18 protein-coding genes, 1 tRNA gene and 1 pseudogene are annotated in these 16,818 nt (G+C 65.5%); 16 read left to right on the top strand and 4 right to left on the bottom strand.

Annotated elements, in window-relative coordinates; translation table 11 throughout:
* Nucleotides 1-87: 87 nt before the first annotated feature.
* The 7 genes from QZ500_RS07455 (at nucleotide 88) to QZ500_RS07425 (ending at nucleotide 5,744) form a co-directional block, all read left to right on the top strand.
* Nucleotides 88-1,092 carry a serine/threonine-protein kinase gene (locus QZ500_RS07455; protein ID WP_295853049.1) on the top strand — a complete coding sequence of 335 codons (1,005 nt, stop codon included), beginning with the start codon at nucleotides 88-90 and terminating at the stop codon, nucleotides 1,090-1,092.
* Nucleotides 1,089-1,994, top strand: coding sequence for a protein phosphatase 2C domain-containing protein (locus QZ500_RS07450; protein ID WP_295853046.1), 906 nt, complete (start codon nucleotides 1,089-1,091; stop codon nucleotides 1,992-1,994). Before QZ500_RS07455 ends, QZ500_RS07450 begins: the two co-directional genes overlap by 4 nt.
* Before the next feature lie 55 nt (nucleotides 1,995-2,049).
* A complete protein-coding gene (gene rph / locus QZ500_RS07445) occupies nucleotides 2,050-2,793 on the top strand; it encodes a ribonuclease PH (RefSeq protein ID WP_366762761.1) in 744 nt (247 codons plus the stop codon).
* Between the two features lie 42 nt (nucleotides 2,794-2,835).
* Nucleotides 2,836-3,438 carry an RdgB/HAM1 family non-canonical purine NTP pyrophosphatase gene (gene rdgB / locus QZ500_RS07440; RefSeq protein ID WP_295853039.1) on the top strand — a complete coding sequence of 201 codons (603 nt, stop codon included), beginning with the start codon at nucleotides 2,836-2,838 and terminating at the stop codon, nucleotides 3,436-3,438.
* A 23-nt stretch (nucleotides 3,439-3,461) separates the two neighbouring features.
* Entirely contained in the window at nucleotides 3,462-4,703 is a 1,242-nt protein-coding gene (gene hemW / locus QZ500_RS07435; protein WP_295853052.1) for a radical SAM family heme chaperone HemW, read from the top strand.
* Between the two features lie 51 nt (nucleotides 4,704-4,754).
* Nucleotides 4,755-4,842: transfer RNA gene (locus QZ500_RS07430), tRNA-Ser, on the top strand.
* Between the two features lie 452 nt (nucleotides 4,843-5,294).
* A complete protein-coding gene (locus QZ500_RS07425) occupies nucleotides 5,295-5,744 on the top strand; it encodes a type I restriction endonuclease subunit M (protein WP_295853036.1) in 450 nt (149 codons plus the stop codon).
* 12 nt (nucleotides 5,745-5,756) lie between these two features.
* Here QZ500_RS07425 and QZ500_RS07420 read toward each other — a convergent pair whose 3' ends face one another.
* Nucleotides 5,757-6,053: a helix-turn-helix transcriptional regulator gene (locus QZ500_RS07420; protein ID WP_295853033.1), complete on the bottom strand. Its 297-nt coding sequence runs from the start codon at nucleotides 6,051-6,053 to the stop codon at nucleotides 5,757-5,759.
* A 359-nt stretch (nucleotides 6,054-6,412) separates the two neighbouring features.
* On the opposite strand from QZ500_RS07420, the gene QZ500_RS07415 reads away from it, so the two are divergent.
* From QZ500_RS07415 to QZ500_RS07375, 9 genes and pseudogenes are all read left to right on the top strand, one after another.
* A complete protein-coding gene (locus tag QZ500_RS07415; protein ID WP_295853031.1) occupies nucleotides 6,413-7,027 on the top strand; it encodes a hypothetical protein in 615 nt (204 codons plus the stop codon).
* Between the two features lie 14 nt (nucleotides 7,028-7,041).
* Nucleotides 7,042-7,938, top strand: a complete 897-nt coding sequence (locus tag QZ500_RS07410) for a hypothetical protein (protein WP_295853028.1) — start codon at nucleotides 7,042-7,044, stop codon at nucleotides 7,936-7,938.
* A gap of 159 nt (nucleotides 7,939-8,097) precedes the next feature.
* Nucleotides 8,098-9,072, top strand: a complete 975-nt coding sequence (locus QZ500_RS07405; protein WP_295853026.1) for a hypothetical protein — start codon at nucleotides 8,098-8,100, stop codon at nucleotides 9,070-9,072.
* 9 nt (nucleotides 9,073-9,081) lie between these two features.
* A complete protein-coding gene (locus QZ500_RS07400; protein WP_295853022.1) occupies nucleotides 9,082-9,435 on the top strand; it encodes a hypothetical protein in 354 nt (117 codons plus the stop codon).
* A 128-nt stretch (nucleotides 9,436-9,563) separates the two neighbouring features.
* The gene (locus QZ500_RS07395) at nucleotides 9,564-9,857 is read left to right on the top strand and encodes a hypothetical protein (RefSeq protein ID WP_295853019.1); all 294 of its coding nucleotides are present in this window, start codon (nucleotides 9,564-9,566) and stop codon (nucleotides 9,855-9,857) included.
* 23 nt (nucleotides 9,858-9,880) lie between these two features.
* Nucleotides 9,881-10,689 (top strand): IS5 family transposase gene (locus QZ500_RS07390; RefSeq protein ID WP_295853016.1). Its coding sequence is split into 2 segments (ribosomal slippage): nucleotides 9,881-10,211 and nucleotides 10,211-10,689, totalling 810 coding nucleotides; the frame shifts between segments, so codons are not numbered across the junction.
* 6 nt (nucleotides 10,690-10,695) lie between these two features.
* Nucleotides 10,696-11,133 (top strand): annotated as a pseudogene (locus tag QZ500_RS07385) (OB-fold nucleic acid binding domain-containing protein); the annotation flags it as partial.
* A 131-nt stretch (nucleotides 11,134-11,264) separates the two neighbouring features.
* A complete protein-coding gene (locus tag QZ500_RS07380) occupies nucleotides 11,265-12,044 on the top strand; it encodes an SDR family oxidoreductase (RefSeq protein WP_295853013.1) in 780 nt (259 codons plus the stop codon).
* 9 nt (nucleotides 12,045-12,053) lie between these two features.
* A complete protein-coding gene (locus tag QZ500_RS07375; protein ID WP_295853010.1) occupies nucleotides 12,054-13,511 on the top strand; it encodes an aldehyde dehydrogenase family protein in 1,458 nt (485 codons plus the stop codon).
* Between the two features lie 90 nt (nucleotides 13,512-13,601).
* Here the strand turns inward: QZ500_RS07375 and QZ500_RS07370 are convergent, their stop codons facing one another.
* The 3 genes from QZ500_RS07370 to QZ500_RS07360 are packed head-to-tail and all read right to left on the bottom strand — an operon-like array spanning nucleotide 13,602 to nucleotide 16,693.
* Nucleotides 13,602-14,576, bottom strand: coding sequence for a PDR/VanB family oxidoreductase (locus QZ500_RS07370; RefSeq protein ID WP_295853007.1), 975 nt, complete (start codon nucleotides 14,574-14,576; stop codon nucleotides 13,602-13,604).
* A 45-nt stretch (nucleotides 14,577-14,621) separates the two neighbouring features.
* Nucleotides 14,622-15,401, bottom strand: coding sequence for an SDR family NAD(P)-dependent oxidoreductase (locus QZ500_RS07365; protein ID WP_295853004.1), 780 nt, complete (start codon nucleotides 15,399-15,401; stop codon nucleotides 14,622-14,624).
* A gap of 17 nt (nucleotides 15,402-15,418) precedes the next feature.
* A complete protein-coding gene (locus QZ500_RS07360) occupies nucleotides 15,419-16,693 on the bottom strand; it encodes an aromatic ring-hydroxylating dioxygenase subunit alpha (protein ID WP_295853002.1) in 1,275 nt (424 codons plus the stop codon).
* Between the last annotated feature and the right edge of the window lie 125 nt (nucleotides 16,694-16,818).

The raw sequence follows: 16,818 nt of genomic DNA, 5'->3' as shown, positions 1-16,818 counted from the left end.
TCCCGAGAATAACGGGTTCGCTGGCGCGATCCGTGTTCCATCCGGTGCCGCCGACGCACCGCACCTCACCCTCCACGCCCCCGATCCATGTCGTCCCGAACCAAGCCGTCGCCGCTGGCGCCCGACACGGTCATCGGCGGCTATCGCATCGTCCGGCGGCTGTCGGCCGGGGGCTTCGGCATCGTCTACCTGGCGCGCGCCGCCGACGGCCAGCAGGTCGCGATCAAGGAATACCTGCCCGCCTCGCTCGCGGCCCGCGGCGCCAGCGAACTGCTGCCCCGGGTGCTGCCCGAGAAACTGTCGCTTTACCGCCTGGGCCTCAAGAGCTTCTTCGAGGAAGGCCGCGCGCTCGCGCAGATCGCCCATCCGTCGGTGGTGAGCGTGCTCAACTTCTTCCGCGAGAACGAGACCGTCTACATGGTGATGAACTACCTGGACGGCGACACGCTCCAGGACTTCATCATCACGGCGCGCGACCAGAAGGGGCAGAAGGTGTTCCGCGAGTCCACCATCCGCTCGCTGTTTGACGAGGTGCTGCGCGGCCTGCGCATCGTCCACCAGCACAAGATGCTGCACCTCGACATCAAGCCGGCCAACATCTTCGTGACCGACGACAACAAGGCGGTGCTGATCGACTTCGGCGCGGCGCGGGAAGTGCTCAACAAGGAAGCCCATTTCGTGCGCCCGATGTACACCCCCGGCTTCGCCGCGCCCGAGATGTACCGGCGCGACACGGCGCTGGGCCCGTGGACCGACATCTACGCGGTCGGCGCCTGCATCTACGCCTGCATGCAGGGCTACCCGCCGAACGACGCGCCGCAGCGCCAGGCGAAGGACCGGCTGCCGCTCGCGCTGACGCGGCTGCGCGGCGTCTATTCCGACCACCTGATCGAGGTGGTGAAGTGGTGCATGGCGCTCGACCCGATGGCCCGGCCGCAGTCCGTGTTCGGCCTGCAGAAGGAACTGGGCCGGCTGGTGGAGCGCCGCTACACCCGGCTGTCGATGGGCGAGCGGGTGCGGCTGCAGCTCGACCTGCTCACGTCCGACAAGAAGAGCGGCCGCGACGGCGGCGCGGGAGTGCCTGCCGCATGAAATTCACCGTGTTCCAGGTCAGCCGCAAGGGCGGCCGCGAGAAGAACGAGGACCGGATGGGCTACGCCTACACCCGGGAGGCCGGCCTGTTCGCGCTGGCAGACGGCATGGGCGGCCATCCGGAAGGCGAGGTCGCCGCGCAGATGGCGCTGCAGACCGTGTCCGCCCTGTTTCAGCGTCACGCCCGGCCGATGCTCGATGACGTGCGTGGCTTCCTGGCAGAAGCGGTGATGGCGGCCCACCGCGCGCTGCTGCAGTACGCCGCGGCCCGCGGCATGCTCGACAGCCCGCGCACCACGCTGGTGGTCGCGGTGTTGCAGGACGGCCGCGCGACCTGGGTGCATTGCGGCGATTCGCGGCTCTATCTCACCCGCGGCAGCGACCTGCTGGTGCGCACCCGCGACCATTCCTATGCCGAGCATCCGGAGATCGGCTCCAGCCCGGCGTCGGCCAACCGCAACGTGCTCTTCACCTGCCTCGGTTCGCCGGCGCGGCCGCTGTTCGACGTCGCCGGCCCGGTCGAACTGCAGAGCGGCGACCGCCTGCTGCTCTGCTCCGACGGCCTGTGGTCGATGCTGAACGAGCGCGAGATCGTCGACGTGGTCGGCGACCAGCCGGTGTCGGAGTCGGTGCCCGAACTGGTCGAGCGTGCGCTGCGCGCCGCCGGGCGCAGCAGCGACAACGTCACCGCGGTAGCGGTCGAGTGGGACGCGCCCGAATTCGAACTTACCCGCGGCGTGTCCACCGACAGTATCGGCAACGGCGTGTTCGCTTCGACCATCCAGGCGGGCATGCCCGACGGCCCGGGCGATGCCGCGGACGACCTGGACGACGAGGCCATCGAGCGCTCGATCGCCGAAATCAACGAGGCGATCCGCCGCTCCGCCCAGCGCAAGCCCTGACGCCGCTGCATATCCTTTTCTCCTCTTTTTTCGAGACTTTTTCCCCATGACCAACATGTCCGGCGGCAAGACCGCCGCTCCCGTCCGCACCGACCGCGCTGCCGACGCGCTGCGCCCGGTGCGCATCACCCGCGGCTACACCATCCACGCCGAAGGCTCGGTGCTCATCGAGTTCGGCCAGACGAAAGTGCTCTGTACCGCCTCGGTCGAGGACAAGGTGCCGCCCCACAAGAAGGGCAGCGGCGAAGGCTGGGTGACCGCCGAATACGGCATGCTGCCGCGCGCCACCCACACCCGCAGCAGCCGCGAAGCCGCCAAGGGCAAGCAGACCGGCCGCACGCAGGAAATCCAGCGGCTGATCGGCCGCTCGCTGCGCGCGGTGTTCGACCTGCGCGCACTCGGCGAGCGCACCATCCACCTCGACTGCGACGTGCTGCAGGCCAATGGCGGCACCCGCACCGCTGCGATCACCGGCGCCTTCGTCGCCGCGCAGGACGCGGTGAGCCGGCTGCTGGCCGAGGGCCGGATCGCCGCCTCGCCGATCCGCGGCGCAGTGGCGGCGATCTCGGTCGGCATCGTCGGCGGCGTGCCGCTGCTCGACCTCGAATACACCGAGGATGTGGACTGCGACACCGACATGAACGTGGTGATGACCGGTGCCGGCCATTTCGTGGAAGTGCAGGGCACCGCCGAGGGCGCGGCCTTCACCCGCGCCGAGATGGACGCGCTGCTCGGCCTGGCCGAGAAGGGCATCGCCGAGCTGGTGCGCCTCCAGCAGCAGGCGCTATCGAATGCATAGCTGGTAGCGCAGGTGGGATCTACGCATAAGCCGTTTTTCCTCATGAAAATCGTTCTGGCATCCAACAACGCCGGCAAGCTGACCGAGCTGCAGGCACTGTTCGCGCCGCTCGGCGTGGAACTGGTCCGGCAGGGCGACCTCTGCATCGGCGAGGCGGAAGAGCCGTTCCGCACCTTCGTCGAGAACGCGCTCGCCAAGGCCCGCCACGCCGCACGCGCCAGCGGCCTGCCGGCGATCGCCGACGACGCCGGCCTCTGCGTCGAGGCCTTCGGCGGCCTACCGGGCGTCGACACCGCCTACTACGCCACCCGCTTCGGCTACGAGAAGGGCGATGCGAACAACGTCCGGGCGCTGCTGGAGCAGATGCAGGGCGTTGCCGACCGCCGTGCCGCGCTGGTCAGCACACTGGTCGGCGTGCGCAGCCCCGACGATCCGGAGCCGCTGATCGCCAGCGGCCGTGCCGCCGGCGAGATCACCGCCGCGCCGGTCGGCACGCAGGGCTTCGGCTTCGACCCGGTGATGTTCCTGCCGGCCCTTGGAAAGACCTTCGCTGAGCTGTCGCCCGAGGTGAAGAACGCCCACAGCCACCGCGGCCAGGCCGCCCGGCGGATGGGGGAACTGGTCCGCGAGCGCTGGCTGCCGTGAGCGCGCCGCCGCCCACCATCCCGATCGTGCTGGCCGCCGGCCCGGCCCGCACCGACGGCGCGATCCCCGACCTGCAGCACTACCTGCGGCCCGGCACCCTGCAGCTCGGCGCGCCGCCGCCGTTGGCGCTGTACGTGCACCTGCCGTGGTGCCTGCGCAAATGCCCGTACTGCGACTTCAATTCGCACGAATGGCGGCCCGGCCGCGAGGGCGATGCGCTGCCCGAAGACCGCTATGTCGATGCGCTGATCGCCGACCTGGAAGCCTCGCTGCCGCTGGTCTGGGGTCGCACGGTGCACAGCGTGTTCTTCGGGGGCGGCACGCCCAGCCTGTTCTCGCCGGCGGCGATCGAGCGGCTGATCGGTGCGATCCGCGCCCGCCTGCGGCTCGCCGCCGACGCCGAAATCACGCTGGAGGCCAATCCCGGCACCTTCGAGCGCGACCGTTTCCGCGCCTTCCGCGCGGCCGGCGTGACCCGCCTGTCGGTCGGCGTGCAGAGCTTTCACGACGGCCACCTGCACGCGCTCGGCCGGGTGCACGACCGCGCACAGGCGCTGGCCGCGGTGGAGGAGGCCGCCGCCTCGTTCGACACCTTCAACCTCGACATCATGTACGCCCTGCCGGGGCAGACGATGGCCGAGCTGGATGCGGACATCGCCACCGCACTGTCGTTCGCGCCGCCGCACATCTCGATCTACCACCTGACGATCGAGCCCAACACCGTCTTCGCCAAGCACCCGCCGCCGGCCCTGCCGGAAGACGACACCGCCTACGCGATGCTCGACCGCATCACCGAGGCGACCGCCGATGCCGGTCTCGTGCGCTACGAGATCTCGGCCTATGCGCAGCTCGGCCACGGCTGCTGGCACAACCTGAACTACTGGGGGTTCGGCGACTACCTGGGCATCGGCGCCGGCGCCCACGGCAAGCTGAGCTTCGCCCACCGCATCGTACGCCAGACCCGCTTCCGCGAACCGCGCCTGTACATGGAGCAGGCGCTGGCCGGCCGGCCGCTGGCACAGGACGAGGAGGTCGCGCGGCGCGACCTGCCATTCGAATTCATGCTCAATGCGCTGCGCCTACGCGACGGCTTCCTGCTGCAGGATTTCGCCGACCGCACCGGCCTGTCGGTCGCCGCCATCGGCCGCACGCTTGACGAGGCCGAACGCAAGGGACTGCTGGCGCGCGACCTGAAGCGGGTGCAGCCGACCGAGCGGGGATTCGATTTTTTGAGCGATCTGCAGTCGATGTTCCTCGCAGGATGAGCGCGCGGCAGCCGGCGCGACGCGCGCCGGTAGAATCGCGGTCCCTCCTGCGGAAGCTTGGCAGAGTGGTCGATTGCACCGGTCTTGAAAACCGGCAACCCGCAAGGGTTCCAGGGTTCGAATCCCTGAGCTTCCGCCAAATTCGCCTATGGGCAAGCCGCTACAAAGGTCATTGCCCAGGTGTTTACCCCCATTCCTGTTTGCGCACTACTGCGCGCCGTTGCGCAGCTTTGTACCTGCGAATGTGCGCTGCCGGGTTTGAGGGGCGCCAACGAGACTGCTGAATTTTTGAGCAGATAGTTAGCATTCTGTTGTTTTTATGCTACAATAAGCAAGGGCATAGTCCTGCCGGCGAGTAGCCAAGCAAGCCCATACCCCCAGGGATAGCCCCCAGACGTGCCTATAGGCCGCCAGGGGCCGCTAACACCCGCCCCCGCTGCCCACCCTTGCTAGTGGGTGCCGCCCACCCCGGGCCGGCGCCTTAGCCGGGCAGCACACCCCCAAACCCACCCGCCACTTGTTGCGGCCGTTCACCCGGCTGCGGCTTGCTGTCGTCTGGGCTTTTCTGACCCTTGCCAAGGAAAAACTGCCATGACCTCGACACCCAAGAACCGCCCTGCATCTGCATGCACTGCTGTAGCCACTGTTGCACCTGCCCAAGGTGAACCGGCTGCTGCACCTAGTGCCTCCGCCAATACAAATGCCGCGCCGTCAACCAAGCCAATTCGAACCCTCCCGTTGTTCGACATGGGGGCGCTGTACGGCACCCCTGGCGCATTAAAGCTGCTGCAAAAGGCCCAGGTCGACGGCCGAGAACTGCTGGACCGCCACTGCCGCGGTGACTGGGGAGACTGCTGTGAAGAAGACGCCGAATCGAACGACCAGGCGGTGGAGCTCGGCGGCCGACTGCTCTCGGTCTACACGCTGCCCTCGGCACTGCCGCATGGACAGGAGGTGCTGGAGAGGGAAGTGCCCCGTATCTTGGTGATCACGGAAGGCGATCGGAGTACGACAACTCTGTTGTTGCCGGAAGAGTATTAAGTAATTCGCTGATCAAGATCTGCGAAGTGATTTCAACAAATCACGCTTTTCTGCAGCGCTCAACTTGTGAAAGGCGAGCAATAGCTCGGCTTCTTCCTCCGAAGCTGAATAGAAGTAGGCCGTTGGCACTTTGAGCACTTTTGCAAACCGGCTGACCAGTTCGTAAGTCGGAACACGGTTGCCGAGCTCATACCGGTTCATGCGCGTGCTGGCTGACATTGGATCTAGGTCTGCCTGAATGCCGACTTGTTCCTGCGACAGGCCAACCAAAAGGCGTGCTTGCTTGAGTCGCGCCCCGAAAACGCTCATGTGATCTTTGCTGCCAAAGATCAAGATAGTCCCGAGAAGTCGCGGTCTAAATACTACCGATTTGGTAGTATGAACTGCGGCTTTTCTCTTGTTTTGTTTGGACCATGAATCAAAGTCAAAAACTTCAATCCCGGAACCGGCTAGGCCGTATTGCTGCCGCCGCTTTATTTCTGGCCTGTGTTGGTCAGGGACACGCCCAATCCCTAGGCGACCAACTCCTCCGAGGGGTCCTGCAGTCCGTCCAACAGCAGGTCCGCTCCGGCCCGCAACCGGGTGAGGGCCAGCCCCTACCACCCGGCATGGTCGGTAATTCACCTGAGCAGGCCTTCATTGCCCCCTGGCCCACCAAGGAAGCCTTCTTGGCAGCCACTGCCCGCGGCGAGTTGTTCGGTGTCGTCCGCATCAACAACGCCGTCGACCAGCGCTTCAACCCTGCGCTCAACTCCGTCGGTGCCGTTCTCTCCAACGACTATCGTGTCCCACCCATCCCGGTAGGCCAGCAAGGCTGCGAACTGCAGTACCGCGAGAACGTGCTGCGCCTGATGCGCGCCGTCACCGCCCGGTTCACCAGCACCGTGAGCGACCAGGGCCCCGACTTCACCCGTCCGAGCAACCCGGGTGGCCTGACGCCCGAGATCGTGGTCCCGCAGATCCAGTCGTCTGTCAATTGCGACTTCGAGATGGTCGGCATCCGCCAGCCCCATCCCTACAAGCAGGCCCTGATCCAGCTCATGGGTGAATACGGCCAAGCCACCCAAGTCGCCGTCGAAGCCGAGCGCGATCGACGCAAGCAAGCCTATGCCCAGCAGCAGGCCCAACTGCAAGCCCAGCAGAAGGCCGCTGCCGACGCCGACGCCCGCGCCCAGGCTGCCGAACGCGCGGCCGAACAGCAACGCATCGACGCCGAACGCGCCCGCATCGAAGCCGACCAACAACGCCGCCAGCAGATCCAGCGCAACCGCGTGGCCGGCTGAATCCAGGAAACACCATGAACACGAACGCCAACAACCCCCAAGACCAGCGCAACGGCGCCAAGACTTCCACAGTCCATCTGGCGTCTGATCTACCTTCCCGCTGGCTGCTACCGGTGGGCGCCATCGCGGTGTCCATCGCCCTCGCAGGCTGCGAGAAGCCCCCAGCCTGCGGCGACACCAGCACCGCAGCCGATGTCCACACCACCTTGCTCCAGCAAGTGCAAAAGCGTGTCGTCCGTGCAGGCTACGGCAGTGACGATCCCGACGGCGTCCTTCCGGGCTATCTGCGTACCGTCAAGTCCGAACTGGTCCAAGTCGTCTACGAGGGCTACAACGCCGAAGCCAAGAAGAACATCTGCAAAGCCACCATGCGGGTCACCCACGACGACTTCAAACCGCAGGAGCGGCCCATCCTCTACACCTCCCGGCTGACTGAAGACATCACCCCCAGTGGCAAGCGCGACACGCTGGTCGAGATCATCGGTATGGAGCCCTTGATCGAGACGGTCAGCGTCTTCGCCCAGCAGCACTACCTTCGCCACCGTTACAGCGGCAACTGGAATGGGACTTACAGCTGCACTGGCGTCGATGGCGCCGAGAGCGGACCACAAGGCCCCTACAAGCAGGACGTCACATTGGTAGGTGACGGCATCAATGCCAAGCTCGAGCGCACCACCAAGGGTGGTGGGGTCGAAGTCCTCAACGGAACCTTGTCACAGCAAGCGTTCCTGGAAGGCAAGGGGCAGAACAACGCCGATGACTTCTGGGTCACCAAGTTCGCCGGGGAGATCCAGGGCAAGCAGCTGACGGCCACCGGCACGCTCGCCTTGCCGTTCGATCCGAGGACGATGACCACGGCCGAGGTCCTGCGCCGGTGCGAACTGCAACTGACGCAGGAGGCCCGCAAGTAGCGCGATACCTCATGCCAAGAGTTGTGGCGCACCACCTGCGCCGCTGACCCGTACGTTCCCTTCCCAATGCCGAGCAGCAACCCTGCTCGGCATTTCTGTTTCTGGGCCTTGGCAAAGCGCAATTGCCAGCGAAGAACAGGCCCCACACAAGGATTCACCATGTCCACTCGACGACACCACCCAACAAACGATGCGAACTACGGCACCGCCGATCACAACACCAACCAAGACGCCAACGATGACTCGAGCGACATCTTCCGCAGCCACCCTGAGACCGTGAACCTGATCGGGCTTGGCAACCGAGGAAGGGTGTTCCTGCGCGAGTTCATGCAGTCGAAGGACTTGCCACCTGTGGTCTTCATCGGTGTCGATGCCCATGCGCCCGATCGATTGGAGGTGCCGCGGGACGAAGACCACTACAACCGGCTGAGCGCGATACCGGACTACCTGCGCCAGCAGCTGTTGCACACCTATGGCTGGGCGCTCCGGGGTGCTGCCGCACTCTTCATCGCGCAGGAGGAGAACCCACCGCCGGTCGAGTTAGAGGAGGCAGAGGCGCTGACGGTGCTGGCGCAGGATCGGAGCATTGCGGTGTTCCGGATCGCACTGCGAGGAAAGGAGGGCAGTCGGGTGCCGCAGCCCCCAGCGGCAAAGGCGCTGCAGCAGTTATCCGATGCGACGCTGGCCCTGCCCTACGACTGGCAGGGCAGTCCAGAGCTGCAGGCAATGCGCTGGTTGTTTGCTGCGCTGCTGCACTTGGCACAGGAGGGAATGATGGTCTGGCAGTCCTGGGACATGTTCGATGTGCAGGAGGTGTTGTGCACGCCGGGGACGGTGCTGTATGCCATGACAGCGGAAGCCATTGGGGCGAATCGGGCGGAGCAGGCGACCCAAGACGCCATCGAGGCGCTGACAGAGCAAGGTGTTGAAAGCGAAGTGGCGAGCGGGGTGCTGCTAGTCCTGGCGGCAGGCGAGGGGATGCATCGGCTGCGGGAGCTGCGGGATGCCACGGACGTGGTGCGGCGCTGGGTGGGCTCGGGGGTGTTCATCCTGCCGCTGATGCCGGAGCTGGGCTATGACAGTCCGGAGGATGTGCTTACCGTGACGGTGGCTGTCAGCGTGCGTATGGCTTGAGGAGTGCGGATGCATACGCCTCACCATCCGACCTACGAAACCCGGCACGAGCCAATACGCCCGCTGCGGAGTCTGCTGCGGTTGCTTGCGACATGCAATTTTGACCGTGCTTGCGACGACCAAACACCTGCCCAGCTCATCGAACATGCAGAGGCCAGCATGCAGACCCTGCATCGAGGGACAGCAGCGCTTGGACAGCTGCTGGCGCACTCGGCTGTCTTCGTCGAGGACGGGACGATCGGGGCCGACAGCGTCGAGGCCCTGGGCTTCCTCATGAGCGAGCTTGCTGACCTGGCCGCGGAATGCTGGCTGGTCGGCGCGCAGGCCCGGCAGGCGTTGGCCGAAAACCACCACATCGCGTAGGCGGGTAGGGTGGTCGCGAGGAGCACACGCGATCGCCTGAACACCCCGCCTAACCAACTCCACCCACAACAAACGAAGCCATCGACGGGTAAAGCCCGTCGGTGGCGCAGCCATGCCCATCCAACACCATGAACAAACAACCTTCGGCGCGGGTACGCCACTACACCGAGGCAGCGCAGTCGGCAGCCACGCGGCGCAGCTATGCGCAGGACATGAAACACTACCTGCAGCACGGTGGCAAAATACCTGCGACGCCGCTGATGGTGGCGGAGTACTTGGCAGCGTTCGGCGGCACGTTGTCCGCGGCAACGCTGGCGCATCGCATTGTGGCCATCAACCGGGCCCACGCCGACGGTGGGTTCGATAGCCCGACCAAGAGCGTCTTAGACTCGCTAACACGACCCCCTGCCAGGGTTTTTTGAGAGCCGGTAGGCTGCACGTCCTTATGGCTCGACACCCCATCAGCAGCACGTTGTGGCAGCAGCTGCAGCCCTTGATTCCCGCCTTCACCGCATCCGCCAGGGGCGGGCCTCGCCAGCTCCAGGTAAGCAATGAGGCAGCGCTGAACGGCATCTTGTTCGTGCTGCAGACTGGCATCCCGTGGTCGGATCTTCCCCAGTCGTTGGGTTACGGCAGCGGCATGACGTGCTGGCGAAGATTGCGGGACTGGAATGCCGCCGGTGTCTGGCAGCAATTGCACGAGGCCATGTTGACGCGTCTGCGCGAGCACGATCAGATCGACTGGCATCGTGCCAGCATCGATGGGTCTTCGGTTCCCAGCCCCCGGGGGGCCAGGAGACAGAGCCCAATCCCACGGACCGCGGCAAGCTCGGCTCCAAGCGCCACCTCGTCGTAGATGCGCGCGGCATCCCGCTGGTGGTGCTGGTCAGTGGAGCCAATCGACACGACTCGGTGATGTTCGAGCGATGCGTCGATGCCATGCCTGCCATCAAGGGGCTGCCGGGCCGGCCTCGCCAGCGACCCACCAAGTTGCATGCGGACAAGGCCTACGACTACCGGCGGTGCCGGGCCCACCTGAGGCAACGGCGCATCACGAGCCGAATCGCCCGACGAGGTGTCGAGAGCAGCGAGCGTCTGGGCAAGCACCGCTGGGTGGTGGAGCGCACGCACGCGTGGTTCGCAGGCTTCGGCAAGCTCCGTATCCGCTTCGAGCGCCGACTCGACATCCATCAAGCGCTGCTGTCGCTGGCCGCAGCCATCATCTGCTCGCGGTTCGTCGACCGGTGGTGTTAGCGCCTCTTAGAGCTGCCAGAAGCGCCAGAGGGAGAGGAGGTGGTCTGGGATTACGCTTCGCTCGGTCTCACGCTGCGATTCCATCCAATGAAGCTGCTGCGACCCAAGCTGGCCAAGTACAAGCTCAAGAACTCGGACGAGCTGCGCAAGACGCCCAATGGACGCATGGTGCGCACCGCGGGCATCGTGACCCTGCGCCAGCAGCCGGATACGGCGAACGGGACCATCTTCGTATCGCTGGAAGACGAGTACGGGGCGACGCAGATCATCGTCTGGCGCAGCGTCAAGGAAGCGCAGCGCGAGGTGCTGCTGGGGGCTCGGCTGCTGGCGGTCAAGGGACGTTGGCAGCGGGAAGAAGAGGTGTGCAACCTGATCGCGGACAGGTTAGCGGATCTGTCGCCGATGCTGGGGCGGCTGGCGACGGAGAGCCGGGATTTTCGTTAATTGGTCATCTGCGAGGAGGTGGCTGAAAGCTATGGCAGCTGCGTCAATTGTCCGTCTGTTGAGAATATTGTTCGTTTGATGAACAATTGTTTGTCGTCGGCCTTACCGGCGAACTACTCAATAGGAAACATATGGGCAATTCACTAAGCGATGGCGGCCGGTTGCGGGATCGGGTTGTAGTGGTTACAGGGGCAGCACAGGGAATCGGTGCTACCTATGCACTTGCGCTGGCAAAGGCGGGAGCCAAGGTCGTATGCGCCGACATCCTCGACCTCGCTGGCACCGTTGCCGCTCTGGATGCCATAGGGGCGCCTGTGCTGGGCCTGAAAGTGGACGTCACCGACGCGTCGTCCGTGGCCGTCATGGTGGAGCGCACCGTGGGTGCCTTCGGCCGCATCGACGTGCTGGTGAACAACGCAGCAATCTTCGGCAACCTGGCGCTCAAGCCCTTCGAGCAGATCGGCTCCGACGAGTGGGACAAGGTCATGGCCGTCAATGTGCGCGGGGCTTTCGAGTGCGCCAAGGCAGTGGCACCCGTGATGCGCAAGCAGCGCTACGGCAAGATCATCAATGTGGCCTCCGGGACGGTCTTCAAGGGCACACCTCTGTTTCTGCACTACGTGACGTCCAAGGGCGCCATCGTCGCCATGTCGCGTTGCCTGGCCCGTGAGCTTGGCAACGACAACATCTGCGTGAATACCCTGGCCCCGGGGCTGACGCTGAGCGCCAACGTGGCCAGCAATCCGGACTGGCAGGGCGACATCGCCGCAGGCATCGTGTCTTCGCGAGCCATCAAGCGCGACCAGACGCCCGACGACCTGACGGGCACCCTGATCTACCTGGCCAGCGCCGACAGCGACTTCGTCACCGGACAGACGGTGGTGGTCGATGGTGGATCCGTCACGCACTGAGGGCATTGCATGAATACCAGTTTCTACATCGATGGCGTGTGGACGCCGAGCGCCGGGGGCACTGTGGTCCCCAGCCATGACCCTGCTACGGGCGAGGCGCTTGGGCACTTTGTCGACGCAGGCGTCGAGGACTTCCAGGCTGCAGTGGCTGCCGCCCATGGCGCCTTCCAGACGCCTCTATGGGCCCAGAACCCCCGCCTGCGCCAGCAGGTGCTCAACCGCTGGGCCGACCGGCTTGAAAGCAAATCCGAGGAACTCGCCCAGTTGCTGACCCGGGAGAACGGCAAGGTCCTGGCCCAGTCGCGCGGCGAAATGGCGGGCGCGATTTCCGAGATCCGCTATTACGCAGGCCTGGCGCGCCACATCCCGGGCCACGCCTTGGAAGTGGAGCCTGGCGTCTTCTCGACCATGCTCAAGGAGCCGGCCGGCGTGGTCGGCATCATCGTGCCCTGGAACGCGCCAGTGGTGCTGTTGATCCGCTCGCTGGCGCCTGCCCTGGCGGCCGGGTGCACCTGCGTCGTCAAGCCTGCGCCGCAGACGGCACTCATTTCCGCGGCGGTGTTGCAGGAGCTGTTTGCGGTGGAGGGTATGCCCGCAGGCGTTGCCAACTTCGTGACCGAGACCGGCCACGCGGGGGCGCACTATCTCAGCACCTCGCCGTTGGTGGATGTCATCAGCTTCACAGGCTCCACCCTCACCGGCCAGCGCATCATGGCGGCGGCGGCACCGACCATGAAGAAGCTGTCGCTGGAGCTGGGCGGCAAGTCCTGCTGCATCGTCTTCGAAGATGCCGACGTGGCCGCAGTCGCGCCGCAGCTGGCCGCCGCAGCTACGGTCATCTCGGGGCAGCAGTGCACGGCAGCGCGCCGCATTCTGGTCCATGCCTCGCGCTACGAAGCCATGAAGAACGCCATGCGCGATGCGCTGGGCGCCCTGCGCATAGGGCCCGGCTTGGTGCAAGGCCACCACATGGGACCGCTTATCGACTCCGGTACCACCGATGCCGTCCAGGCACGTATCGCGCAGGCCATGGACCTGGCCGACGAAGTGGTGCTGCAAGGCCGGCGCCTGGACGGTGCATGGGCGGGCGGCTGCTTCGTGTCTCCCATCCTGGTTGCGCATCGGGACACCAGTGCGTTCTTCGTGCAGGAGGAAATCTTCGGACCCTTCGTGGTAATCGAATCCTTCGAGTCCGAGGCGGAGGCGGTACAACGCGCCAACCACACCGAGTTCGGTCTCTCGGCCAGCGTCTGGACCGACAACGGTGCGCGTGCCTGGCGCATGGCGCGTGCGCTGCGCAATGGCACGGTCTGGATCAACGACCACAACCGGCTGTTTGCTGAAGCGGAGACCGGTGGCTACCGCCGCAGTGGCTTGGGCCGCCTGCATGGTGTCGATGCGCTCTTCGACTTCACGGAAATCAAGCACATCTACCAGAGTGTGGGGGTTGTTGCGCCTGGAGGCTGACTAAGAAACAGCGTCCGCGTCGATAGCGCGGGCGCATTCAGGCAAAAAAAAAGCGGGGCTGTGCCCCGCTTGTCACTTCCAGGCCCGGTGTTAGGCGTCCAGTACCAACTGCCCGGACCGACAGCCGGAAACGCACACCATCATCGACCGGTTGGCCGCCTGTTCCTGGGGACTCAGGATGTGGTCCCGGTGGTCGACATCGCCGGAGATCACACGCGTCTCGCAGGCGCCACAGACACCTTCGCGGCAGCTGTATTCCAAGTGCACGCCGGCGGCCTCGATGGCATCGAGGAGCGAGGCGCCTGGCGCCACATGCACGCTGATTCCCGAGCGCTGCAGCACGGCCGTATAGCCCGGCAACGCTTCCTGCTCTGACGCCTTGGGTGAGGCCGCGAAGCGCTCCAGGTGGCTGTGGACATGGCCCAGTTCGGCGCAGGCCTGTTCGAACGCATCCAGCATGCCGGCGGGCCCGCAGCAGTAGAAATGCGTGTCCTGGGGGTGCGCCTCCAGCAAGGCTTTAAGGTCCGCCGCGCCGCCTTGGGTCTCGCTGTAGTGAAACTGTGCGGTCAACAGCGCTGGGTTCTGCGCTTGCAGCGCTTCGATGGCCGGCAGGAGGGCAGCGCCTTCGCGGTTACGGGCGCAGTAGACCAAGTGGGCAGGCTTACCCAAGGCCGACCAGCGTTGCAGCATGGCGTAGATGGGCGTAATGCCGATGCCACCGGCTACGAAGACAGCGCGGTCAGCCTCCTCATCGAGGGCGAAGTGGTTGCGGGGCGTGCCAATCGCCAAGGTTTGGCCGACGCGCAGCTGTTCGTGCACGAAGCGGGAACCACCCCGGCTGTTCGGATCGTGCTTGACAGCAACGACATACCGGTGTGTCTCGCCGGGATTGGTCAGCGAATAGCTGCGCACCAGTCCATTGCCCAGATGCAGGTCCAGGTGCGCACCCGCTGTCACGGGCTGGAATGCGGGCGCCCCGGTGGCGGGGCGGAGCTCAAGGCTGATGACATCGGGCGCTTCAAGCCGGATGCCGACGATCTGTGCCTGGGGAGGCGTGGAAGCCATGGTATTCCTCGACGGGCCACCCGCCGGAGACGGCGGGTGGCAGCTTTACATGATGTGCAGGCCGCCGTCGACCAGCAGGGTCGTGCCGGTGATGAAGGACGCCTCGGACGAGGCCAGCCACAGGATGGGCCAGGCGATCTCGGTCGGATCGGCCCAGCGCCCGATGAGCGAGGTGTCCTTGCGCTCGGTCTTCAACTGCTCGACGCTCTTGCCAGCGGTCCCTGCGCGGCCGACATGGAAGTCGGTCAGCGTGGAGCCGGGGCATACCGCATTGGCGCGCACGCCATGCGGCGATTCCTCGAAGGCCAGGGAGCGGGTGAACGACAGCTGGGCCGCCTTGGTGGCGTCGTACAGCGCCATCCCCTTGCGGCCGGTGACGGCATAGCAGGACGAGACATTGACGATCGCGCCCTGGCCCGACTGCCGCAGCGCCGGCAATGCGGCATGGCAGTAATTGGACATGCCCACCAGGTTGACGGCGACCATGGCCTGCCATTCTTCCGGGCTGGCATCTGCCGCCGCCGTGTAATTGCGCATGGCCGCGTTGTTGACCAGCACGTCGAGCTGGCCGAAGCGGGACACGGCCTGCTCCACCGCGCCGAGCGCGGCGCCACGGTCCGACACGTCGGCCACGATGGTGTGCAGCTTCGCCGGCGGCAAGGCCTCCAGGATGCGGGCGCGGGTGCGCTCCAGGCCCTCGCCATTGGCGTCCACCATGACGACGGAGGCGCCTTCCTGGCTGAACAGCAGCGTGGCCGCGGCGCCGATGCCGGAGCCGGCACCGGTGATGAGGGCGACCTTGCCGCCGAGTCGGGGTTGGTGCATGGGGTGGGCTCCGGCGGTCACAGGCTGAACACCGGCTTCTTGGTGCTGTCGGCCAGGTTCTCCTTGGACCATTCCAGCGGATCCAGGTCACGGGGCAGCAGCACGCCGGCGGGGCGCACGTGCTGTGCCGCGGCATCGAGTGCCGGCGGGGTCTTGCCTTCCTCCAGGCCCAGCGCGGCCTCGTGCAGCATGCGCCGCGCCATCACGATGGCCCGGTCGGTCGGAAGCAGCCGCTCGGCCTCGTGGTCCTGGATGGTTCCCATGCTTTCCTGCAAGGAGTAGTCCTGGGCCGAGAAGCCGAAGATGCCGCTGTAGGCACGCTTTTCTTTCTGCGCCAGTCGATCCATGCCGTAATCGTTGTCCCGATTCTGTGCGGGAATGAAGCTGCCCGGAGCCTCATACTCAACGTGGATGCCCTTGCCGGCCTCCATGGCCTCGCGTTCCTCGTCGGTCAGCGGATGGTCGGGTTGCCAGTTCATGCTCCAGGCCCAGCAGCTATGGTCGTCGATGGGCACCCATACGTGCCCCCCAAGCGCGTGCGTGCCGAAAGGCGCGATCAGCGTGAACCACGGGAACAGCCACTGGGTGATGCGCCAGTAGTAAGAGTCGGGCTCGCCGTTGCGGCGGCCGAACAGGCTGAGGCCGAACGGGGTTTGCTCGATCTCGAACTTCACATTGCCATCGGCCTTGATGTAGTCGAGGGCCTTGACGCCTTTGTGCATGGGGTCATGGTCGACCTCGAAGCTGTGCACATAGGACACGTGGGCGGTGTCGATGCCGCCTTCCATGGCCTGCAGGTAGTTGGTGTACTGCAGTCGCTTGGAGACGAACACATGCTCAGGGGGCAGAATGCACCACTCCAGCTCCGGTGGGGCGGGCTGGTCCTCCGGCGGGCCCATGTAGGCCCACACGATGCCGCCGCGCTCGACACAGGGGTAGCCCTTGATGTGCATGCGGGAGCAGGCTTGCGGAGAAGAGGGCACGTCCACGCACTGGCCGTTGCCATCGAACTTGACGCCGTGGTAGGCGCAGCGGATGCCGTTGTCCTCATTGCGGCCGAAGTACAGGGAAACGCCGCGGTGCGAGCAGAACTCACCGATCAGGCAGGCCCGGCCGTCCGAGTTGCGGAACGCCAGCAGCTTCTCGCCCAGCAAGCCCACCCGCACCTGCGGGCCGTCCGGCTCGGGGATTTCGTCCGACTTCAGTGCCGGCACCCAGTAGCGCCGCAGCAGGTTGCCCATGCGCGTGCCCGGGCCAACGCGGGTCAGTGTCTCAGACATTTCCTTGTTCATCTTGGGCCTCTCGCCGGATCATTTGTCCGTTGGTTGATAACTTAGTCCATTTTACGAACTAAGATCTCGAGGTCAATGGGGATGTGCAGCCTCTGGGCGGTCGCGCCTGCACGGGTAACATCGGT

This window comes from uncultured Xylophilus sp., assembly GCA_913776965.1.
Taxonomy (GTDB): domain Bacteria; phylum Pseudomonadota; class Gammaproteobacteria; order Burkholderiales; family Burkholderiaceae_C; genus Xylophilus.
Note: the sequence above shows the minus strand (reverse complement) of the source record. Positions and strands in the feature narration are given on the sequence as shown.

Coding starts and splice junctions, on each gene's coding strand:
- QZ500_RS07455 (WP_295853049.1), top strand. CDS start 88: ATGTCGTCCCGAACCAAGCCGTCGCCGCTGGCGCCCGACACGGTCATC.
- QZ500_RS07450 (WP_295853046.1), top strand. CDS start 1,089: ATGAAATTCACCGTGTTCCAGGTCAGCCGCAAGGGCGGCCGCGAGAAG.
- rph (WP_366762761.1), top strand. CDS start 2,050: ATGTCCGGCGGCAAGACCGCCGCTCCCGTCCGCACCGACCGCGCTGCC.
- rdgB (WP_295853039.1), top strand. CDS start 2,836: ATGAAAATCGTTCTGGCATCCAACAACGCCGGCAAGCTGACCGAGCTG.
- QZ500_RS07425 (WP_295853036.1), top strand. CDS start 5,295: ATGACCTCGACACCCAAGAACCGCCCTGCATCTGCATGCACTGCTGTA.
- QZ500_RS07420 (WP_295853033.1), bottom strand. CDS start 6,053: ATGAGCGTTTTCGGGGCGCGACTCAAGCAAGCACGCCTTTTGGTTGGC.
- QZ500_RS07410 (WP_295853028.1), top strand. CDS start 7,042: ATGAACACGAACGCCAACAACCCCCAAGACCAGCGCAACGGCGCCAAG.
- QZ500_RS07405 (WP_295853026.1), top strand. CDS start 8,098: ATGTCCACTCGACGACACCACCCAACAAACGATGCGAACTACGGCACC.
- QZ500_RS07400 (WP_295853022.1), top strand. CDS start 9,082: ATGCATACGCCTCACCATCCGACCTACGAAACCCGGCACGAGCCAATA.
- QZ500_RS07395 (WP_295853019.1), top strand. CDS start 9,564: ATGAACAAACAACCTTCGGCGCGGGTACGCCACTACACCGAGGCAGCG.
- QZ500_RS07380 (WP_295853013.1), top strand. CDS start 11,265: ATGGGCAATTCACTAAGCGATGGCGGCCGGTTGCGGGATCGGGTTGTA.
- QZ500_RS07375 (WP_295853010.1), top strand. CDS start 12,054: ATGAATACCAGTTTCTACATCGATGGCGTGTGGACGCCGAGCGCCGGG.
- QZ500_RS07370 (WP_295853007.1), bottom strand. CDS start 14,576: ATGGCTTCCACGCCTCCCCAGGCACAGATCGTCGGCATCCGGCTTGAA.
- QZ500_RS07365 (WP_295853004.1), bottom strand. CDS start 15,401: ATGCACCAACCCCGACTCGGCGGCAAGGTCGCCCTCATCACCGGTGCC.
- QZ500_RS07360 (WP_295853002.1), bottom strand. CDS start 16,693: ATGAACAAGGAAATGTCTGAGACACTGACCCGCGTTGGCCCGGGCACG.